This window comes from Rhizobium sp. CECT 9324, from assembly GCF_918741265.1.
Taxonomy (GTDB): Bacteria; Pseudomonadota; Alphaproteobacteria; order Rhizobiales; family Rhizobiaceae; genus Allorhizobium.
The window spans coordinates 387001-405498 of sequence record NZ_CAKKMZ010000002.1; the positions used below are offsets into that span (position 1 = coordinate 387001).

General features: G+C 58.8%; 16 protein-coding genes. 9 read left to right on the forward strand and 7 right to left on the reverse strand.

The genetic code is table 11. The features are described from left to right. Positions 1–33: 33 nt before the first annotated feature. On the reverse strand, positions 34–726 hold the full coding sequence (locus LQ231_RS21780; protein ID WP_230175007.1) for a GntR family transcriptional regulator: 693 nt from the start codon (positions 724–726) through the stop codon (positions 34–36). A gap of 96 nt (positions 727–822) precedes the next feature. Here LQ231_RS21780 and LQ231_RS21785 point away from each other — a divergent pair, with 96 nt between their 5' ends. The 4 genes from LQ231_RS21785 to LQ231_RS21800 are packed head-to-tail and all read left to right on the forward strand — an operon-like array spanning position 823 to position 5395. Next, a complete protein-coding gene (locus LQ231_RS21785) occupies positions 823–1827 on the forward strand; it encodes an Ldh family oxidoreductase (RefSeq protein ID WP_356637172.1) in 1005 nt (334 codons plus the stop codon). A gap of 22 nt (positions 1828–1849) precedes the next feature. Beyond that, the gene (locus LQ231_RS21790) at positions 1850–3049 is read left to right on the forward strand and encodes an iron-containing alcohol dehydrogenase (RefSeq protein WP_230173906.1); all 1200 of its coding nucleotides are present in this window, start codon (positions 1850–1852) and stop codon (positions 3047–3049) included. Positions 3050–3068: 19 nt separating this feature from the next. After that, positions 3069–4532 carry an NAD-dependent succinate-semialdehyde dehydrogenase gene (locus LQ231_RS21795; RefSeq protein ID WP_230173908.1) on the forward strand — a complete coding sequence of 488 codons (1464 nt, stop codon included), beginning with the start codon at positions 3069–3071 and terminating at the stop codon, positions 4530–4532. Between the two features lie 23 nt (positions 4533–4555). Continuing rightward, complete coding sequence (locus LQ231_RS21800; RefSeq protein WP_230173910.1) at positions 4556–5395, forward strand: alpha/beta hydrolase; 840 nt, start codon at positions 4556–4558, stop codon at positions 5393–5395. A gap of 128 nt (positions 5396–5523) precedes the next feature. On the opposite strand, the gene LQ231_RS21805 is transcribed toward LQ231_RS21800, so the two are convergent. Beyond that, positions 5524–5700, reverse strand: coding sequence for a hypothetical protein (locus LQ231_RS21805; protein ID WP_230173912.1), 177 nt, complete (start codon positions 5698–5700; stop codon positions 5524–5526). Positions 5701–6110: 410 nt separating this feature from the next. On the opposite strand from LQ231_RS21805, the gene LQ231_RS21810 reads away from it, so the two are divergent. The 5 genes from LQ231_RS21810 to LQ231_RS21830 all read left to right on the forward strand — a co-directional run bounded on the left by LQ231_RS21810 (position 6111) and on the right by LQ231_RS21830 (position 13099). Beyond that, on the forward strand, positions 6111–9185 hold the full coding sequence (locus tag LQ231_RS21810; protein WP_230175009.1) for an AAA family ATPase: 3075 nt from the start codon (positions 6111–6113) through the stop codon (positions 9183–9185). Positions 9186–9258: 73 nt separating this feature from the next. After that, complete coding sequence (locus LQ231_RS21815) at positions 9259–10395, forward strand: YcaO-like family protein (protein WP_230175010.1); 1137 nt, start codon at positions 9259–9261, stop codon at positions 10393–10395. A gap of 17 nt (positions 10396–10412) precedes the next feature. Then, the gene (locus tag LQ231_RS21820) at positions 10413–11168 is read left to right on the forward strand and encodes a TfuA-like protein (protein ID WP_230175011.1); all 756 of its coding nucleotides are present in this window, start codon (positions 10413–10415) and stop codon (positions 11166–11168) included. Between the two features lie 34 nt (positions 11169–11202). Further along, entirely contained in the window at positions 11203–12387 is a 1185-nt protein-coding gene (locus LQ231_RS21825; protein WP_230173914.1) for a hypothetical protein, read from the forward strand. Positions 12388–12406: 19 nt separating this feature from the next. Next, on the forward strand, positions 12407–13099 hold the full coding sequence (locus tag LQ231_RS21830) for a hypothetical protein (protein WP_230173916.1): 693 nt from the start codon (positions 12407–12409) through the stop codon (positions 13097–13099). 280 nt (positions 13100–13379) lie between these two features. On the opposite strand, the gene LQ231_RS21835 is transcribed toward LQ231_RS21830, so the two are convergent. The 5 genes from LQ231_RS21835 to LQ231_RS21855 are packed head-to-tail and all read right to left on the reverse strand — an operon-like array spanning position 13380 to position 18183. Then, positions 13380–14150, reverse strand: coding sequence for an SDR family oxidoreductase (locus LQ231_RS21835; protein WP_230173918.1), 771 nt, complete (start codon positions 14148–14150; stop codon positions 13380–13382). After that, positions 14147–15142 carry an ABC transporter permease gene (locus tag LQ231_RS21840; RefSeq protein ID WP_230173920.1) on the reverse strand — a complete coding sequence of 332 codons (996 nt, stop codon included), beginning with the start codon at positions 15140–15142 and terminating at the stop codon, positions 14147–14149. Before LQ231_RS21840 ends, LQ231_RS21835 begins: the two co-directional genes overlap by 4 nt. Before the next feature lie 60 nt (positions 15143–15202). Continuing rightward, positions 15203–16243 (reverse strand): sugar ABC transporter substrate-binding protein, encoded by a 1041-nt coding sequence (locus LQ231_RS21845; protein ID WP_113139986.1) that lies wholly within the window; start codon positions 16241–16243, stop codon positions 15203–15205. A gap of 36 nt (positions 16244–16279) precedes the next feature. Beyond that, entirely contained in the window at positions 16280–17047 is a 768-nt protein-coding gene (locus LQ231_RS21850; RefSeq protein WP_230173922.1) for an ATP-binding cassette domain-containing protein, read from the reverse strand. Further along, positions 17044–18183, reverse strand: a complete 1140-nt coding sequence (locus LQ231_RS21855; protein WP_230173924.1) for an ROK family transcriptional regulator — start codon at positions 18181–18183, stop codon at positions 17044–17046. The genes LQ231_RS21850 and LQ231_RS21855 overlap by 4 nt, the downstream gene beginning before the upstream one ends. Positions 18184–18498 lie beyond the last annotated feature (315 nt).

Here is an 18498-nt window from a genome sequence, read left to right on the forward strand (position 1 = left end):
GCTGCCCGTCAACATCTGGCGACAGGACCGCGTTCATTCGAATGCCGACAGCAGACGGTCGCGCGAGCGTTCGATATGCACGTGCATCGCGTCATGGGCAGCCTGGGCATCGCCGGACCGGAAGGCTGCCAACAGGCTTTCATGTTCTTCCAGCGCTTCCTGTGTGACCCGCGTATGGAACATCAGTCGGAAGATGTGCAAGTGAACATGCTGGTTGAACAGCGTTGCCCGGATGACTTCGTTTCCTGCGATTTTGAGGATCTCATCATGAAAGAGGGCGTCTGCGCGCGCGAACCGCGAATACCGGGTGTTGCGATCGACCGGCGGCGCGCCGTTGCCCATGTCGGCTGCTGAACTCTCCAGTTGTTGCAGCGCTTCCGGCGTCATGTTTTGGGCGGCGAGCCTAGCGCCTTCAGGCTCAATCAGCAGGCGAAAGGCATAGAGGTCCTCGAATTGCTTGCGTGTCCATTGAGGCGCGGCGCTGTAGCCGATGAGATGCGCTTTGTGAACGAGCCCTTCGCGTTCGAGCCGGCTGAGGGCTTCACGGATGGGGGTTTGCGACACATTCAGTTCGCGCGCCAGAACGTCGATCGGGATTCGCGCACCCGGAGCGATCTCAAGCGACATCAAGCGGTGGTAGATGCTGTCATAGACGCCTTCGACCACGCTGATTGGCCTGATGCCTGTTGATTTGCTTTCCCGCTCGGCTGCGAATGCCACTCTTATTCTCCTGAAGCCTTATTGACACCGCCGCATTTGTTGCAAATAAGATATCCTATGTCAAATACAATATCGTATATGATCTGATATAGGATCTAGGTAATGTTGGTTCCCGCCGAGCGGCTTATGAAATTGGCGATCTCTGAACTGGAAAGGCGGGGCGCGCCACCGGAGTGGTCGCGGCTCCAAGCCCACCTCTTGATAGAAGCCGAATTGCGTGGCTTGCCCTCACATGGTCTGCAGAGATTGCCGCTGCTTCTTTCGCGTATCGACAAAGGGCTCGCTAACCCTAGGGTGAGTGGTGCGGGAAAATGGACGCGCGACACTTTTCTAAGTGTCGATGGCGAAAGAGGGCTGGGCCCGGTCGTGATGATGACCGCCATGCAGAGACTGGAGCCCGTGGCCAAATCTGCCGGCCTGGCAATTGCAGCGATCCGCAACGCCAATCACATCGGAATGCTCGCCTACTATGCCGAGGCGACGGCGAAAAAAGGCCTGATCGGTATCGTGCTTTCCACAAGTGAAGCACTGGTTCACCCACATGGTGGGACAGAGGCGCTTCTGGGCACCAATCCGATCGCCATCGGCATTCCAACGGGTGGGGATCCGTTTGTTCTCGACTTTGCAACGAGCTTTGTTTCCATGGGCAAGATCAACAATCACGCCCTCCGCAATGTCCCTATTCCTGCCGGATGGGCTGTGGATGCGCAGGGGCGCGCGACGACTGATGCTGAGGAGGCAAAAACAGGCGCGATTGCACCTTTTGGGGGTGCGAAGGGTTATGGCCTTGGCCTTGCGGTGGAACTGCTCGTTGCAATGCTGGCTGGGTCCTGCCTCGCACCCGAAGTGCGGGGAACCCTTGATGACCGCGATCCGGCCAGCAAGGGCGACATCCTGATCCTAGTCGATCCTTCGGCAGGAGCAGGCGATGTTGCTTTGTTGAGTGCCTATCTCGACCGCCTGCGCCTCTCCCGCCCGCTTGATCCTGAGCGACCTGTTGCCATTCCGGGCGACGGATCGCGTGCACGTCGCACGGCAGCGCTGACTTCGGGGATCGACCTGCCGCCACCGCTTTTGGAAAAACTTATGGCCCTCGAGGCTGCCTGACATAACTGGAGGATGAATTCGCATGAACCTATTCGGTACAATCAGGGCGCCGCGGGAGCTCATCTTCGGCTCCGGACAGCGGCATGCCCTAGCCCGTATCGCCAGCAAACTCGGCAGTCGCGCGTTGGTCGTCACGGACGCGAGGCTCGCCGCCGATCCGGATTTTCTGGCGATTGTCGGTCAGTTGGAGGAGGCGGGTCTGAATGTGCGGGTAGATGATTCTACCATGCCCGACGTTCCGGTCGATTCCGCGATCGCGAGCGCGGCTGCTGCGCGGGATTTTGCACCGGATCTGGTGGTCGGCATTGGTGGTGGGTCCTGCCTCGACATGGCGAAATGCGTGGCGGTCCTGCTCACCCATGGCGGACGCCCCCAGGACTATTACGGCGAGAACAATATTCCTGGTCCAGTGATGCCGCTCATCGCTCTTCCGACCACCGCAGGCACAGGTTCGGAAGTGACGCCTGTGGCGGTCCTGTCCGATAAGGAGCGTAGTCTCAAAGTTGGTATTTCCAGTCCCTTTATCATTCCGACTGCGTCGATATGCGATCCGGATCTGACGATCTCCTGCCCGCGTGCGCTCACAGCCATTGCCGGTGCCGACGCACTGACGCACGCAATCGAAGCCTTTACTGCAATCCGTAGGCAAGCCGTGCCGGGTCTTGCCCAGGAGCGCGTGTTCGTCGGCAAGAATGAACTGTCGGACCATTTCGCCCTTCGCGCCATCAGCCTTCTCTGGCAGGGGCTGGAGGCTGCCTGTGACGATGGTGCTGATCATCTTGCGCGTGAGCGTGTGATGATGGGCGCCACACTTGCGGGACTGGCATTTGGAGTGGCAGGAACCGCCGCCGCGCATGCCATTCAGTACCCTGTCGGCGCTTTGACCCATACCGCCCACGGCTTGGGTGTCGCCTGCCTGATGCCCTATGTAATGGCGTGGAATGCTCCGGCGATCCGCGACGAGCTGGAGCAGATCGCCATGGCAACAGGACTGGCGGGTCCTGATGCCGTGATCCCCGCGCTGTCCGCATTGTTCGACAGGATCGGTATTCCCGCCACCTTGCGCGATCTGGGATTGGCTGAGGATCGCATCGACTGGGTGTCGGAACAAAGCTGTGGGATCACGCGCCTTATCCAGAACAATCCACGGCCTCTTGCTCTGTCTGACATGCGAAATCTCGTCGCGGCGGCCTATGCCGGCGATCTTGCTCGTCTCAACTAATATTCAAAGGATTGCCTCCATGACGTTTCATGCCACGATTTCCGGCTACGCCGACCCCGCCATGCATGCACAGGGCCTCTATATCGGGGGAAAGTGGGAAAAGGGCGCGGGCATTCCAGTCATCGATCCATCGTCGGGTGCGGTTCTGGCGGAGGTGCCGGATGCATCCGTCAATGACGCGCTCCGTGCCGTGGACGCAGCCGAGGCGGCTGCAACGGGATGGCGTCGGACACCGCCGCGCCAGCGATCCGAGATCCTGCGTCGGTGGTTTCAACTGATGACCCAGCATGGTGAGGAACTGGCGCTGTTGATTTCGCTGGAGAACGGCAAGGCCTTGCCTGATGCGCGCGGTGAACTCGCCTATGCCGCGGAATTCTTTCGCTGGTATGCCGAGGAGGCGACCCGTATTCCCGGAGAGTATCGCCATACGCCGTCGGGCGCCCACAATATTCTCGTCGATCATGAGCCGATCGGTATTTCCGTCCTGATTACCCCGTGGAATTTTCCCGCTGCCATGGCCACTCGTAAGATCGGACCGGCGCTGGCTGCGGGCTGCACCGTGATTTTGAAGCCAGCGTCAGAAACTCCCCTCACTGCCTATGCCATGGCGCGTCTTGGCGAAGAGGCAGGAGTGCCGCCTGGTGTTGTCAACGTGCTGACGACCACCAATCCGGCCGGAGTGACCAATGCGATGCTCGCCGATCCGCGCGTCCGAAAACTTTCCTTCACCGGCTCCACCGGCGTGGGGCGCCAGCTTCTCGCAGAAGCCGCCAAGACGGTCGTGAGCTGCTCTATGGAACTGGGCGGCAATGCACCATTCGTGGTTTTTGATGATGCCGATCTCGAGGCGGCGCTGGACGGTGCGATGATCGCGAAAATGCGTAATGCTGGCGAAGCCTGCACCGCAGCCAACCGCTTCTACGTACAGGCAGGTATTCACGATGCCTTCGTCAACGGCCTGACCGCCCGGATGGCGGCCCTGAAGATCGGCCCGGGTTATGACCCGGCCACGCAATGCGGCCCGATGATCACACCAAGAGCAGTGCAGAAGATCGACCATCTCGTGAGCAACGCGATCGAATTGGGTGCGCGGGCCACGACAGGTGGCGCGCCGTTGGTGGGCGATGGTTATTTCTATCCACCGACGGTACTCGATAATGTTGATGTTAATTCGGCCATTGCGCGAGAGGAAATCTTTGGCCCAGTCGCACCGGTGTACAAGTTCGAGACCGAAGACCAGGTGATCGAACTTGCCAACAACACGGAATATGGGTTGGCAGCTTATGTCTATACGCGCGACATGAAGCGTGCGATGCGTGTTGGCAAGGGTATCGAGACAGGGATGGTGGGGATCAATCGTGGCCTCATGTCCGATCCCGCAGCGCCCTTCGGCGGCGTGAAACAGAGCGGCCTCGGTCGCGAGGGTGGCGTGACCGGCATTCTGGAATTCATGGAGGCGAAGTATTTCGCGGTGGAATTCTGATCGGGTTTTAGCAGGAGGTGCAGATGATAGAACCGGACCTTTATCGCATCCGCGATTTTGTGCCAGACTTTGACGCGATCGCAGCGGAGTTCTCGGGCAGAAGCCGCGCCTTGTCGGCCCGCGCGACGATAAAGGCCGATGTCGCCTATGGTGGGCGCGCGCGGGAAACGCTGGATTTGATCTTTCCGGAAAACCCGGTGGCTGGGGCACCGCTGCATGTCTTCGTGCATGGCGGCTATTGGCGTTCCGGCGAAAAGGAGAACTATCGCTTTGTTGCAGAGCCGGTGCTGGCCGTCGGCGGCGTGGCCGCCCTGGTGGAATATGATCTGATGCCGGGGGAAAGGCTGCCTGTGCTGGTAAACCAGGTTCGCCGCGCCGTGCTGTGGCTTCAGGATCATGCCGGGGATTTTGGCGTTGATAAGGCGCGCATAACCGTCAGTGGCCATTCGGCCGGCGCACATCTGGCATCCTATCTTTGCGCGATGGCCCCCGCCGAAACCTCGCAGCCAAGGCTACCGCGGCTTGCCGGCATGCTGCTGGTGAGCGGGATCTACGACCTCTCCGGCATTCCCGACAGCTTTCTGAAGCATGAAGCGAAGATGACACCGGGAGAAGCATCCGGATGGAGCCCGCTTCGTTCCGTCCATCATGATGGGCCGAAGCGTATAATTGCCTATGGGGCCGACGAAACGCGACCCTTTCATGAGCAAGCGGTCGCCCTGCATGCCACGCTTTCTGATGCGGGCAAGCCGGTTGAACTGCTGGCTGTTTCGAGCCTCAACCATATGAGCGTGGTACTTGAACTGGGTGATTCCGAGTGTCTTCTGGGGCAGCGGCTCGCTGAGCTTACCGTTGCCCGTTGAGTAGACTGTACGCTTCGTCCATCAATTCACTGCATGCCATCCTGGCGACGCTGCCATTTCTATTTTGTCGCCTCTTTGGAAAGAGGCCTGACGGACGGAAAGGCCGATGGCTGGAGCAGTTGACCCGCTCAATCCCGTGCAGAAGGTAACTTGGGCAGAGACTTTGCGTGGGCGGCTGCTTCGCCGGAGTAGGGGAAATCATCGCCGAGCTGACGGTCGCCCTCATAGACTTTGAAGATTGGCCCATCGACCTCAACAATCTTGTAACCGTTCACGTATTCGATTTTCGGTGTTTTCCAACCCATGATACGTTCTCCAGTAAAGTTCGATATTTGTCTATTCGGGAGCACGATGATCGACTGCCGATAATCGCCAAGCCAAACGGACCAACCGTTTGATCGCAGGAATTTCCGCGTCGCCCGTGGCATTGAGGTAGCAGGTACTGTCAAGAAAGGCTAATTTTTATCCGGCCGCGCGACGACGCTCGGCAGAAATCAAACTGCGCGGAGCTCAACTTTAGACATATGGCTGCGACACCGACCGTGCGGGGCATAGTGGGGTGCAGGCATGCACATTATCGACGCATTTGCTTAATTAGGTCTCGGTTTCCCAGCGTCAGGTTGGAGGCTGCGAAAAAGTGGCGCCAACGCGGCAGTTGTCATCCCAAATATCGCTCGCCTATGTTATAATTTCTGGATCCAACAAGTACAGCGAGCTGCAGGAGTGGCGGATGCTCGAGGGTCGGGTCAATAAACCGCGCCAATTGAGGAATCCTTCGCGTCGCAGGGGTGCCGCTTTTGACCATGGCGGCGAGCGGCGGATCGTTACCGCTCTTTGTTTCGATCTCGTCGGGTCCACCAGGCTTCTCCATCTGCTCGAAATAGAGGACTATCAGGAGTTGATGGTCGCATTTCAGAACGCCGCGAAGGAGTCCATAACGGCTCATTCGGGTGTCATGCTGCTTGAGGCCGGCGATGGCGGTGTGGCGCTCTTCCCGAATGAGATGGGTGCGAAGGATGCAGCATCTCTCGCCATTCGTGCCGGTCTTGGCGTCGTGGAAGGGTGCGCGCGAGTTGGCCGTGAAGCAGCGCGTGATGACCTGCACGTTCGCGTCGGTATCGCAACATCCGTTGCGCTCATCACTGAGAAGCAGGCGGAACCGGTTGCGTCGGCGGCATTGGCAATCGCCACCCGCTTGCAGGAGCTGGCCTTTCCAGATTCCGTTTTTGTGTCGGATCATACGCGCGACCTCGCTGGTAGGTCGCATGCTTTCGTCTTTGAAGGTGCAAGGACGCTCAAGGGCTTCACAGTGCCGGAGAAGGTATGGCGGGCGCTCGGACACAGGATCGATGTCAACCGGTTTTACGCATTCGGTAACCTTGGGGGCCCTTTTATTGGCCGCGAAGACGAGTTGCGAACCATCGGCAACTGTTGGGAAAGGGTATCGGCAAAGGGCGGCGAAGTCCTTGTGCTCGAAGGAGATGCAGGCATCGGAAAGTCGCGCCTGCTGCGCGAAGTAAGAAAGCTTACTCGCGACCGACGAACCGGGCTGTTCGTCTTTCAGTGCCTGCCCGGGGGGCTTCGCGCTACATTGCATCCTCTGGTGAACAGCTTTGCCGGCGCCGTATCGGGTCAAGACGGTCAACAGGGTGTGTCGGCCTCTGCCGTGGTGGCGGCTTTCGAACGAAACGGCATTCGCGACGCAGAGATTGTTGAAACGTTTTCACATTTGCTGGGTGCGTCAGGCCGAAATCAACGCCTCGCCGATATCGACCCCAAAGTGGTCCGTGATAAGGCTCGTCGCTCTGTGTTTCGCGCGCTTGCAGCTTTGTGCGCCAATGGGCCTATTGTGTTGGCCGTTGAAGACATTCACTGGATCGATCCGACCTCCCAGGACCTGTTGATGGAGGCTGCTCGGGTGGCGCGACAACTGCCGATTCTATTGGTCGCGACCTCTCGCCTCGGGCTTGCCACGGGTTGGCTGGATGCGGCTACGCCCACACGTCTGACCCTGCTTCCGCTTGATCGACACGAAACACGACAAGCAATCGAGGCAAGATGGCCTGAGGGCAGGAAGGCCTTGCTGCCCGAACTCTATGACGTTATCGAGCGGGTATCCGGTGGCGTTCCGCTGTTCATAGAACAGATCGGCCAATGGGTATCAGAAAACGTTGCCGCTGAGACGATGAACTTGTCTGAGAACGTCAAGCCCAACCATGTGTCTGCCTTTGAGGAAATATTGGATGCCCGTCTTAACCGTCTGGGTACGGCGAGAGACGTGGCGCGAGCGGGCGCCGTAGCGGGCACCCAGTTCACGTTATCGGTGCTTCGGGCCCTGCTGCCAGGACTTGGCAAGAAATCTTTGGTCAAGGCCGCCGATAGCCTGATCGACGCAGGGTTTCTGTTGCGGATAAGGACGCGCGGACCCATCGCTTACGGTTTCCGGCATGTCCTGATCCAGGAAACGATCTACAAAGCTCTCCTGCGCAAGCATCGGCAGGCATTGCATAGGCGATTTTATCTCGCTGTCAGTGAAAATCGCCGAGCTGCCGCTTGGGTCGATACCGGCACTTTGGCTGAGCATGCGGAACGAGCAGGGCTGATCGATAGCGCAATCGCGCTTTATACGGCAGCAGGCAAGGAAAGCTCCAGCCGGGCGGCAATGGTAGAGGCGCGCCACTATTTGGAGCACGCCTTGGTGCTTTGCGATCGAATGGGCGAGCAACCTGCGACTGACGCGCTTCGCCTGTCAGCACTGATTTCACTCGGTCCGATCTTGACGGGCTTGGTTGGACAGAATTCGCCGCCGGCACGCAAGCTCTATGAAGACGGCGTTGCCATCGCTCGTCGGCAACCGACAGAAGCTCAATCCAGCTGGTTTCCTATCTATTGGGGGTGGTGGCTCACAGGATCTGATTTTCGCGTCATGCACGATCGCGCCCTGCAAGTGCGCTCCATGCTGGCCGGGGCAGAAGATCCCGAGATCAAGCTCCAGGTCAACCATTGCATCTGGGCTATTGATTTCAACCTTGGAAATCATCGCGCGACGCAGGACGCGATCAAGGCAGGCCTTGCGCTCTACGAGGAGCAGTCGGCAAAAACCAGCCGGACGATATTTGGTGGCCATGACGCGAAAGTGTGCGGTCTTGGGCAACTGGCCCTTTCGCTGTGGCTGACAGGGCAATCGAAAGCTTCCGACACGGCGCTGTCTAAAATGGTCGCTTTCGTTGACCGGATTTCGCATCCGCCGAGCAAGGCACATTCGCTGGATACGGAAGCCGTTTCGGCATTCTACCGCGATGATTTTGAGCGTCTCGCCAATATATCACAACGGATGGCAGATTTTGCGAAGCTGCATGAAATGCAGTCACTGTCCGGTTTGTCGATGCTGTTTGCCGGCTGGGCGCGGGCGCATTTCGACAGTCTCGCGGGCGGGCATGCGATGTTTCGCGAGGGCCTGACGCTTCTGAAGAGCCTTGGCGCCGTCGCGGATCTTCCGATCTATCTTTACATGCATGCCACGCTGCTCGGACTTGCCGGCAAATATGGATTTGCGGTCCAGGTCACAAATGAAGCAATAGAAAAGGCTAGGGAAACCGGTCACGCCTATTGGCTCGCCGAGCTACACCGCTGCCGCGCCGTTCTTCAGGCGCAGGTCAGCACCGATCCGGATCCCATCATCGCCGACCTGCGCTCTGCGATGGAGATTGCCGAAAGCCAAGAGGCAAAGGCGCTTGTAAGGCGTGCGAGACGTTCAATCCAGGAGCTTGGCTTTGCCAGTCAGTGTTGAGTCACCACGCGTGAAAGCTCACGTTCCCCTGGATGTCGATGAGACGCTTGCTGCCTTTCGCGGCGCCATTGCCATCGGCCTTCAGAGTCCCCTGTCAGCCGAGGAGCCAAATGAGGACGATCAATGCCTGCGGAGAATATTGCCGCTCTGCCGCGGCGCGGGCATAACCCGGCTGGGTGACCTGACCGGGCTAGACCGGATCGGATTGCCTGTGGTTCAAGCGGTTCGGCCTGCCGCCTTGTCCGAAGTCACGTCGCTCGGACGCGGCTTTGCCAAAGCCAGCGCGGCCGTGGGTGCCATCATGGAATCGCTAGAGCGGTTTTACGCTGAAGCGATTCCCTCCCAGAGGACAGTCCAGGCGACGGCAAACGAACTCTGTATTGCTGACGGCCTGTTTGAGACCCTTTTGGCACCTGGTCATTGCGGCGACTGGCGTGCAAGGACGATACCATGGATCACCGGCATCGACATCGCAACGGGTCTCCCGCAGCCGGTACCCCTGGAACTGGTTCACACCTGCTACACGGATCCGCCGCTCGCCTCTGATGGGTTGTTCATCCGCACGACCACAGGTCTTGCATGTCATGTGACTGAGCGTGATGCGTTGTTGCACGGACTGTTCGAATGCATTGAGCGGGACGCTATCGCTCGCGCTTTTGCTACCCATGGTTTCTTTGATCGAATGCGCATGTCTTCACGTGGGTTGGGCGGTCGAGTTGATCACATAATGTCGGCTATGGGCGGGAACCCTATTTTCTTCGGGTTTTGGCTTGCCCCTTCGCCGGCGCTGGTCCCTGTGGTCTGGTGCCAGACGATCGAGACTGGCCCTGGCGAACCTATCCTTGCTCTACCGACCGAGGGTTACGCCGCAGGATCATGCATCGCGGTTGCAGCGGCGAGCGCGATGCTGGAAGCGCTGTCAGCCCGGGCTGGTGCAATATCTGGCGCGCGCGACGATCAAACCCGAAAACATTACAGACGCAGTACCGACTCAATTGTCGCCAGGGCCCGCCAGCTTATCCTTATGGACGCGTCCGCATTGCCGCCACCGGATTTGGAAGTGTCGGATCTCGGCGCACTCATCGACAGGGTTATTGCTGCTGGTATGGGGCCTATTTTGGCTGTCCCGTTAGCAGCGGACAGCAATGCAGGTGTTCATTGCGTAAGAACCATCCTTCCCGGAGCCAGGCCCTTTTCGATCCTACGGTGAGTGCGCCCATGACCGACATGAGTATTGATGGACCGATCGTGGTGTTCCTTGGTCCGACGCTTCGACTGTCCGAAGCCGCGCGGGTTCTTGATGCGGTCTACATGCAACCGGCTGCACAAGGCGACGTTCTTCTTGCCGCGCATGCCTACCGCCCGCGAGCGATGGTCATCATCGATGGGCAATTCGAGGACCGTCCGGCCGTTCGGCACAAGGAAATCCTCTGGGCGATGGCGCAGGGGATCGTCGTGATAGGTGCGGCTAGCATGGGCGCGCTCAGGGCGGCGGAACTGAGCCAATTCGGCATGATCGGTGTCGGCCTGATATACAGGTGGTACCGACGCTGGCCGTTTACTCCCGATGATGCAGTCGCCGTTCTTTCCGGGCCGCCGGAGCTCGATTTTCTACCTTTGACGCAGGCAATGGTCGATCTTCAGCGGACATTCGCGAACTTGGCCCGCCGGAAACTGGTCACCGCTGCCGAGCGAGAGCTACTGACAACAACCGCGCGAAATATGAATTTTCGAGAGCGCCGGCTCGAGGCGATCATTCGGGCGGCAGGCTGCCGGGAGGAAAGGGTCAAAGACCTGAGGCACGAGCTGGTAGGACAGAAAAAACTGGATGCACTCCTTGCGCTACGAAACGCACGATCTCTTTTGCAGGCCAATGCCAATCGTGGAAGCGTCGCGTGGGTTGCAACCAATACCTTTGTCAGGGATCTTGAGGCTGGTGGCATTGACTCAAGATTAGTGAACACTTATAGATTGAATTCCTAGATGCGAGATTTTCAATCGAGGGGGCATATGTATCATGCGCCTGCTTCGGGACGATTCCCTCGACTCCGGAAATGCGCGTGTCGGCACGCGCTTCTGGATCTACCCGCAACCCCCTTTCATACCCGGATACGAGCAGCCCGATCGTGTGTGGCTGTCTATTCAGCGCGACGAAATCGGCGATGGCCCGAGCGACCTCTCCATGTATGTCGCGGACCCGCTGTATCAAAAGCAGCCTTATGGCTTTGCAAGTTTGCCGCCTTTCGGCGGGGCACGGCGGGCGCCAATAAGGCCGGGTCCGGACCGTCACTTCGACAATATCGATCCAACCTCGCGTCCATTTCTCGCCGTTCACGCCTATGCCTGCGTGCGTTTCGTTCTCGACATCTGGCAGAGCTATCTCGGGCGGCGGGTCCGCTGGTTCTTCGGCCAGACCTATCCACGGCTTGAAATTATTCCGTTCGTCGATTGGGACAATGCACAGGCTGGCTACGGCTTTCTAGAATTGGGTTGTTCCGACATTGATGGCGTCATAAGGCCCTACGCGTTGAATTTTGACACGATCGCGCATGAAGTCGGACATCTTGTCATGCTGTCGGAGACGGGCATTCCAGCCGCAACATCGGCCGACAGCGATTTCTTCTCGTTCTCCGAAGCATTTTCGGATTGTGTTTCCCTAATCTCTTTCCTGCATTTCGATTCCGCAATCGACCGATTGCTGCGCCGCACGAGGGGCAATCTGCTTTTGTATAATGAACTGAACCGCTTTGCGGAAACGAGCCCGGAGACGCAGATTCGCCTGGCAACCAATTTCCGGCGCATGTCGGCTGTGACGCGCGAGGTGCACGACCGCGCCCTGCCATTTGTGGGTGCGATCTTCGACACTGTCGTTGCGCTTTATCATCGCGATCTGGTGGCAAAGGGTTGTGCCGACAGCCGGCTTCTGGATCTCGACCTGCGGAAACTGGCGTCGGATGAATTTGATACGTTTCGCCAGGCGACCGCAGACGCGTTCAATACCCGGCCATTGTACTTCAAACAGGCACTGATTGCCGCGCGCGACGCGGTGGGCACGGCGCTGGCAGCATCGTTGAAAGCGCTGGATCCGAGCAGGCTACGGATCGATCAGGCGGCGCGTGCCGTTATTGCGGCCGCGGACGGGGCGACGGCTGACATGCTGGAAGAGAATTTTGCGTGGCGTGAAATCATCGGAACGAGGTGAACTACAAAAGGAGAAAGTGATGAGCGATTGTGGCAGTCATCCCGGAGTGGGACCGTTGCTGGAAGGTTTGTCTGAGCCGGATTACCGATCTTACAATCCGAGCGAAGTGCGCCTCTATGGCAGGCCGGCCATCCACCGGCCAATTTTCAAGCTGTCGGATGAGACGATTAGCGAGCAAATATCTCAAAAATTGGAGGGCCTTTCGGTCGAACGTGCCGATATGCGCAGAATAATAGAGGCCGTCAAAGACGTGGCTGTCCTCAAAATTACCAGTGATGAAATATTCGGGGTGGTTAATCAGCAGATCGTTTTGGCTATTGTCGATCACAATCTCAAGCTCCAGCAACTGCCCGTCGATATCGGCGTTCCATCGAAGAATTTTCGAGGTGATGACGGCCATTATATAAAGAGCATTGGCGTGATTTACGGATATGCCTACGAGGGCCATTGCTACACGTTGCCAAAACCGCAGATCATGTATTTGCCCGAGGAGGCGCATGTGATCAAAGGCGGCGATTGCGGATGTGATTGCGGCTATGTGCCCGAACTCGGTTATGTCGTCTGGCAGATCGATAAGCTGGAACGCGTCGTGGCTCTCGACGTGCGTTCCGATGATCTCAAGACGCTGGTTTTGGATGAAAACATGCCGGGTAACCGCTCGCCACTCGCTTACGCGCAAACGATGGCGCTGGCCCCGCAACGGCATCCATAACATGTGACGCAATTCACGTGTTACTCGGCTTCCGCCGGTTGGACACACGGCTTTGACCGGCGTGCGGTGACTGCTGCGCACGCGGCTAACCTCGTGGACGTAGTGCTGAGAACGGTGGCGATGCGGAGCAGGACGATCTCTATCAGACCGCTGGAACGGGTATCGGCCTTCCAGCCGTGTCATGTGAATCAGCATTCGATATTCATACCGGTCCACATGACTTAGGAACTTCAGTCGTGTCCACGTTCTCGATCAGAAGTACACGTTGCCGACGTCAAGCTCAGGTCGGCAACAATCTGAAATCGGCACCTTCGGGAAGAAGTTGCCCTCCATCGACGATGATGGTGGTGCCGGTCACATAGCTCGCATCGTCGGAGGCGAGAAACAGGAAGGCATTGGCGACGTCGCGCGGTGATCCAAGGCGCGCCAGCGGGATCGCGTCTTCCATGTTCTTGATGAAGGCGGCGCTGCGATGCAACTGGATCGCCTCGGTCAGAATATTGCCTGGCTCGACACCATTGACATTGATGCCGTAGGACGAGAATTCCAGTGCCGCGGAGCGGATGAAGCCGTTGATCCCGGCCTTGCTCGCCGCATAATGGCCATGACCCGGACTGGTGACATGCGGCCCGGTGATGGACGAGGTGAAGAGGATACGCCCCGAGCCCTGCTGTTTCATTGGCGTCAGAGCGGCGCGTGCGGCATTGAAGCAGCCGCGCAGATTGACCGCCATCACGTTGTCCCAGTCTTCCGGGGACGTATTCTCGATCAGCTGCCACGGATAGATGCCGGCATTCTGGACGATGATGTCGAGCCGGCCGTAGCGTTCGAGGGTGAGTGCGACGGCCGCGACCGCGTCCTCCATCTTCGAGATGTCGGTATGGACGAAGTCGATACCGAGTTCATCGGCCGACGCCTTGCCTTCGTCTGCGTCGAAATCGGCGAGGACCAGTTTTGCCCCTTCCTCCTTGAAGCGGACCGCAATCGCTTTACCGATGCCGCGCGATGCACCGATCACCAGCGCAACTTTGTCTTTCAATCTGTCTGTCATGCGAGCCTCTGGCGGAGCCTTTGTTTGAACGTGTCGAGAAGGACGGCTGCGAGCACCAGGAAGCCATGGATGACCTGGGTATAGTTCGCAGGCAGACCCATCAGGTTGATCGCTGTGTTGATGGAAGACAGCAGCAGCACGCCGGCATAGACGCCCGGCAGCGCCCCGACACCGCCCTTGAGGCTGACACCGCCGATCACGACTGCCGCAAAGGCATTGAACAACAGTCCAACGCCGAGGTTTGCTGTTGCGCCCGACGTGCGGATCGCCAGAAGCCAGCCGGCAAGTCCGGCTATGGCGCCGGCCAGTACGAAGGCGATGATCAGGTTGCGGGTGACACGGATGCCGGCACGGAACGTCGCGGTTTCGTTGCCGCCAATCATCACCAGGTGCCGCCCGAAGGGCGTCTTTGCCATCATGATGGAGAAGACCAGGAAGCAGGCAATCGCAATCCAAGCCGACAGCGGGATGCCGAGAAAGCGCTCGATCGCAAACCACCGGATGGCCGGTGCGAGATCCTGCGCAGAGCGCCCGCCGGAGACGGCAAGCACGATGCCGCGCACCCAGATGAAGGAGGCAAGCGTGATGATGAAAGCGCTCATCTTCAGTTTCACGACGAGGAAGCCATTGAAGAGGCCAATCAACCCTCCGATGGCGCATGCAACGAGCAATGACGCGGGTATCATCAGCCATTCCGGTGAAAGCTTGATTCCCAGGCCGATCCCTGCCGAGCAGAATAGGATGCCGACAGCCATGGCCGACAAAGCGGCAACGGATTCAACCGAGAGGTCCATGTGGCCGGCGATGATCACCAGAGCAAGGCCGATCGACATGACGCCGAGCACGCTCGACGCCTCGATGATGTTGGTGAAGATACCCAACTGGAAATAGTTCGGGATCAGCGCTGAAAACAGGGCGAGCACGACGATGAGCATGAACCAGACGAGATTGTCGAGCACGAATTCGAGAGTTTTGCGCGTACGGGGCGTCATGCGGCAAATCCGGATTTGAGGGAGGAAACCGGGGCCCGCAGGCCCCGGAGGAAAACCCGATTACTTGATGGATTCGACCGATGCCGTCGGCGGCTTCAGATTGCCCCAGAATGCCGGGTCGTCGACATTCTCCTTGGTGATCGCGGCACCCGGGATCTTGATGTTCGGACCCCAGGCTTCGATCGTCACCACACCCTTCAGGCCGAGGATGTCATATTCGCCAGCCTTTATTTCCTGCTTGCCGGCGATCTTGTCCATGAACATGGCAACCGCTGCTGCCTGGGCATAGAGCGGCTGCTCGACTTCGGTGTTGAGCCAACCCTTGCGGATCAAGTCGAGGCCGACGGGGGCGCCGTTCGAGCTCATCATCATCACGTCGCCCGGCTTCTTGCCGGCGGCCTCGAGCGAGGCGACGGCTGCGACCGAAAGATGGGCGGCGTGCAGGAAGATGAGGTCGATATCGGGGTTGGCGAGCATTTGGTCGGAAACAATCGTTCCGGCATTGCTGGCTTCCCACTGCATGGCGGGCACAGAGACGATGGTGACGCCCGGGAAGGCCTTCATCTTCTCCTCGAAACCCTTCTGGATATCGAGCGTGTAGGGATCGCCCGGGTCGCCGAGAACCTGCAGGATCTTGCCCTTCACATCGCCATGCTTGGCCTTGAGCATGGCTTCAGCCTGCTCTGCGGCGACATAACCGATCTCGATCGTTCCGGCGACCGAGGTGAAGTCGGACATGGTCGAGGTGACCTGGCGGTCGAACTCGACGACCGGAATGCCGGCAGCACGGGCGGCCTCGATAGATGGCTTCAGCGCGTTGAAGTCGACGGCCGCCAGGATGATCGCAGCCGGCTTCAAGGCGATGACGTCGTTCATCTGCGACTGCTGTGCGTCCGTTTTGTTGTCGGCGTTGAGTGTCTTCATCTCGTAGCCGGTCTGCTTCAGGAACATTTCCAGGGCACTGACCGAGCCGGTCTGGAACTCGTCGAGCAGTGTCGGCACGAGATAATAAACCGTGCCCTTGGACTGTGCGGCCGCCGTTGTCAGCATCGAAAGGCCGAGCACTAGAACGCTCAGCAAGCTTAGCATTAATCGTTTCATGGTCGTTCTCTCCAGTTTAAGCCGGACCCCTTGTCATTATTTGCCCACCGCTCCGGCTCCGGTGAGGGTTTGCCCTGTGATCATTTCGATCACTGCATCCGGGCTTGTCTTGGCTCTCTCGACATCGCCGGCGACAACGCCATGGCGGATGACGACGATGCGATCTGCGACCTGAAAGGCCTGCTGCATGATATGCGTGATGATGACGACGCCGATGCCTTGGCTGGCGACATGGCGGATCATATCCAGTCCGCGTCGCGTCTGCTCGACGCCGAGGGCGGCGAACGGCTCGTCAAGCAAAAGCAGTTTTCCGCCCCAATGAGCGAACCGGTTGAGTTCGATCGCCTGGCGTTGGCCGCCGGACAGATGCTCGACCTTGGTGCGCATCGAGGGAATGCGGGTTCCGGCGCTGGTCAGCGCCTTGGTCGTGATTTCCTCCATCGCGCGCTCGTCGAGGAAGGGGATGCCCGCGACCTTTCGAGTGATTTCGCGGCCCATGAAAAAATTTCCGACCACGTCGACATTGGTGCAGAGCGACAGATCCTGGTAGACGGTCTCGATGCCGGCTGCCTTGGCCTCGGCAGGTGTCTTAGCCTCGAACGCTTCGCCTTCGAAGATCATCTGGCCCGACGTGGGCTGCAGACCGCCGGAGATGATCTTCACAAGCGTAGATTTTCCTGCGCCATTGTCGCCGAGAAGGGCGACGACTTCGCCCTTTCCGATCGAGAAACTGATGCCCTTGAGCGCCTCGATCGCGCCGAAATTCTTACGGATGTCATCCAGGACAAGCAATTTCTCGGTCATTCCACAGTCCCTTTCTCTGAAGTTTCGAACATCTGGCCGAAGCGTGGCGACAAGACACCGAAGACTGCCAGCGCTGCCGCGCCGCGGAGTGCCGAATGCTGGCAGTCACTGGCGACGACAACACGTGGATGGGTGCGGTTGGCGCGGGCGGACACCGAATTGCTCAGACCGTCGGCAAGTGTGGCAAGCTGCTCGATCAAAGACTGTGGCGCCAACCCACCGAGCACGACAGTCTCGGGATCGAAAAGGTTCTCGATTGTGCGGATGGCGTTGCAGAATATCGGCGTGATCTCACGTACCCAATTGGCTTCCGATAGGCCGCGCCGTCTGAAGGCATCAAGAGAAAGATACCGCTCAAGGCAGCCGCGGTTTCCGCAAGGGCAAAATTCTCCGTCCGGAACGGCGGGGATATGGCCGATTTCCCCGGCATTGCCCCAGGCTCCGCTCATGACCACGCCGTCTGTCATCATCGTGCCGCCGAGGCCGACGCTGAAGAAGAGGTAGTAATAGTCGGACAACTGCTGCCCGAGGCCGTAAAGCTGTTCGCCGAGTGCGGCGGCAGCCATGTCGTTTTCCATGAAGGCAGGAAGGCCCGTTGCGTCAGCGAGGCGTGCGCTGATGTCGACATTCTTCCAACCCGTCATGGTGGTCGGGCCGACGAAGCTCATGGATTCGATGTCGAATGGCCCCGGAAGTGCCAGGCCAGCACCCAGAAGTCGGCCGCAGCGGGGGCTGGATTTCAGTTCCTCAACCATCTCGCGGATCAGCGCAAATGCTTGGTCCGGCATCGGGTTCGACGTATATCGGTGACGGCTTTCCACCACGTCCCCGCGAAGGTTGACCAGCGCAACCTCGATACCAAGCGGTGTCAGGTGAATGCCGACGGCATGTCCACCCTCCGGATTGACGGTCAGCATTGATGGTGGAATACCTCGGCCCCGGGGCTCTTCTCGCACCGACAGTATGAGCCCTTGGTCTTCGAGTTCCCGGACGATTGTGGAGACAGTTTGCACGGTGAGGTGTACGCGTTCGGCAATCTCGCCGCGCGTGGTCGGACCATGCAGACGGATCGATTCCAGGACAATACGCCTGTTGTAAGGCCTTCCCGATTCCTGATTGGTGCCGCGCAATGCCATGCCAACGCCTCCGTATGACAGAAGAGTGACAGCGCCATTCTATTTAGTCAAATGGTTTTCAAAAAAGGAAACGATACGTCCATCGAGGGAACGGAAGGCGTGTTGCTCGCGCTGGCTGCAAGTTTCCTCGGCTGTCAGGTATTTGCACGCGGCTTGCCGAACCGTGGATCGTGTGCGTCCAGTGTGTCACCGAAACAGCGCGCGGGGGCCCTTCGCGATCGCGCGCCACGGTCTGACGCCGACCGTAGATGGAGGCAGGTGGGTTGCTTTCCGGATGACAGCTCCGATTTGCAACAATATACAGTCAATCGGGAG

What these genes read in the sequence shown, in the direction of transcription:
- LQ231_RS21845 (WP_113139986.1), bottom strand. Translation starts at nt 16,243, where the DNA reads ATGAAACGATTAATGCTAAGCTTGCTGAGCGTTCTAGTGCTCGGCCTT.
- LQ231_RS21805 (WP_230173912.1), bottom strand. Translation starts at nt 5,700, where the DNA reads ATGGGTTGGAAAACACCGAAAATCGAATACGTGAACGGTTACAAGATT.
- LQ231_RS21855 (WP_230173924.1), bottom strand. Translation starts at nt 18,183, where the DNA reads ATGGCATTGCGCGGCACCAATCAGGAATCGGGAAGGCCTTACAACAGG.
- LQ231_RS21850 (WP_230173922.1), bottom strand. Translation starts at nt 17,047, where the DNA reads ATGACCGAGAAATTGCTTGTCCTGGATGACATCCGTAAGAATTTCGGC.
- LQ231_RS21825 (WP_230173914.1), top strand. Translation starts at nt 11,203, where the DNA reads ATGCGCCTGCTTCGGGACGATTCCCTCGACTCCGGAAATGCGCGTGTC.
- LQ231_RS21840 (WP_230173920.1), bottom strand. Translation starts at nt 15,142, where the DNA reads ATGACGCCCCGTACGCGCAAAACTCTCGAATTCGTGCTCGACAATCTC.
- LQ231_RS21800 (WP_230173910.1), top strand. Translation starts at nt 4,556, where the DNA reads ATGATAGAACCGGACCTTTATCGCATCCGCGATTTTGTGCCAGACTTT.
- LQ231_RS21830 (WP_230173916.1), top strand. Translation starts at nt 12,407, where the DNA reads ATGAGCGATTGTGGCAGTCATCCCGGAGTGGGACCGTTGCTGGAAGGT.
- LQ231_RS21795 (WP_230173908.1), top strand. Translation starts at nt 3,069, where the DNA reads ATGACGTTTCATGCCACGATTTCCGGCTACGCCGACCCCGCCATGCAT.
- LQ231_RS21785 (WP_356637172.1), top strand. Translation starts at nt 823, where the DNA reads ATGTTGGTTCCCGCCGAGCGGCTTATGAAATTGGCGATCTCTGAACTG.
- LQ231_RS21820 (WP_230175011.1), top strand. Translation starts at nt 10,413, where the DNA reads ATGAGTATTGATGGACCGATCGTGGTGTTCCTTGGTCCGACGCTTCGA.
- LQ231_RS21790 (WP_230173906.1), top strand. Translation starts at nt 1,850, where the DNA reads ATGAACCTATTCGGTACAATCAGGGCGCCGCGGGAGCTCATCTTCGGC.
- LQ231_RS21835 (WP_230173918.1), bottom strand. Translation starts at nt 14,150, where the DNA reads ATGACAGACAGATTGAAAGACAAAGTTGCGCTGGTGATCGGTGCATCG.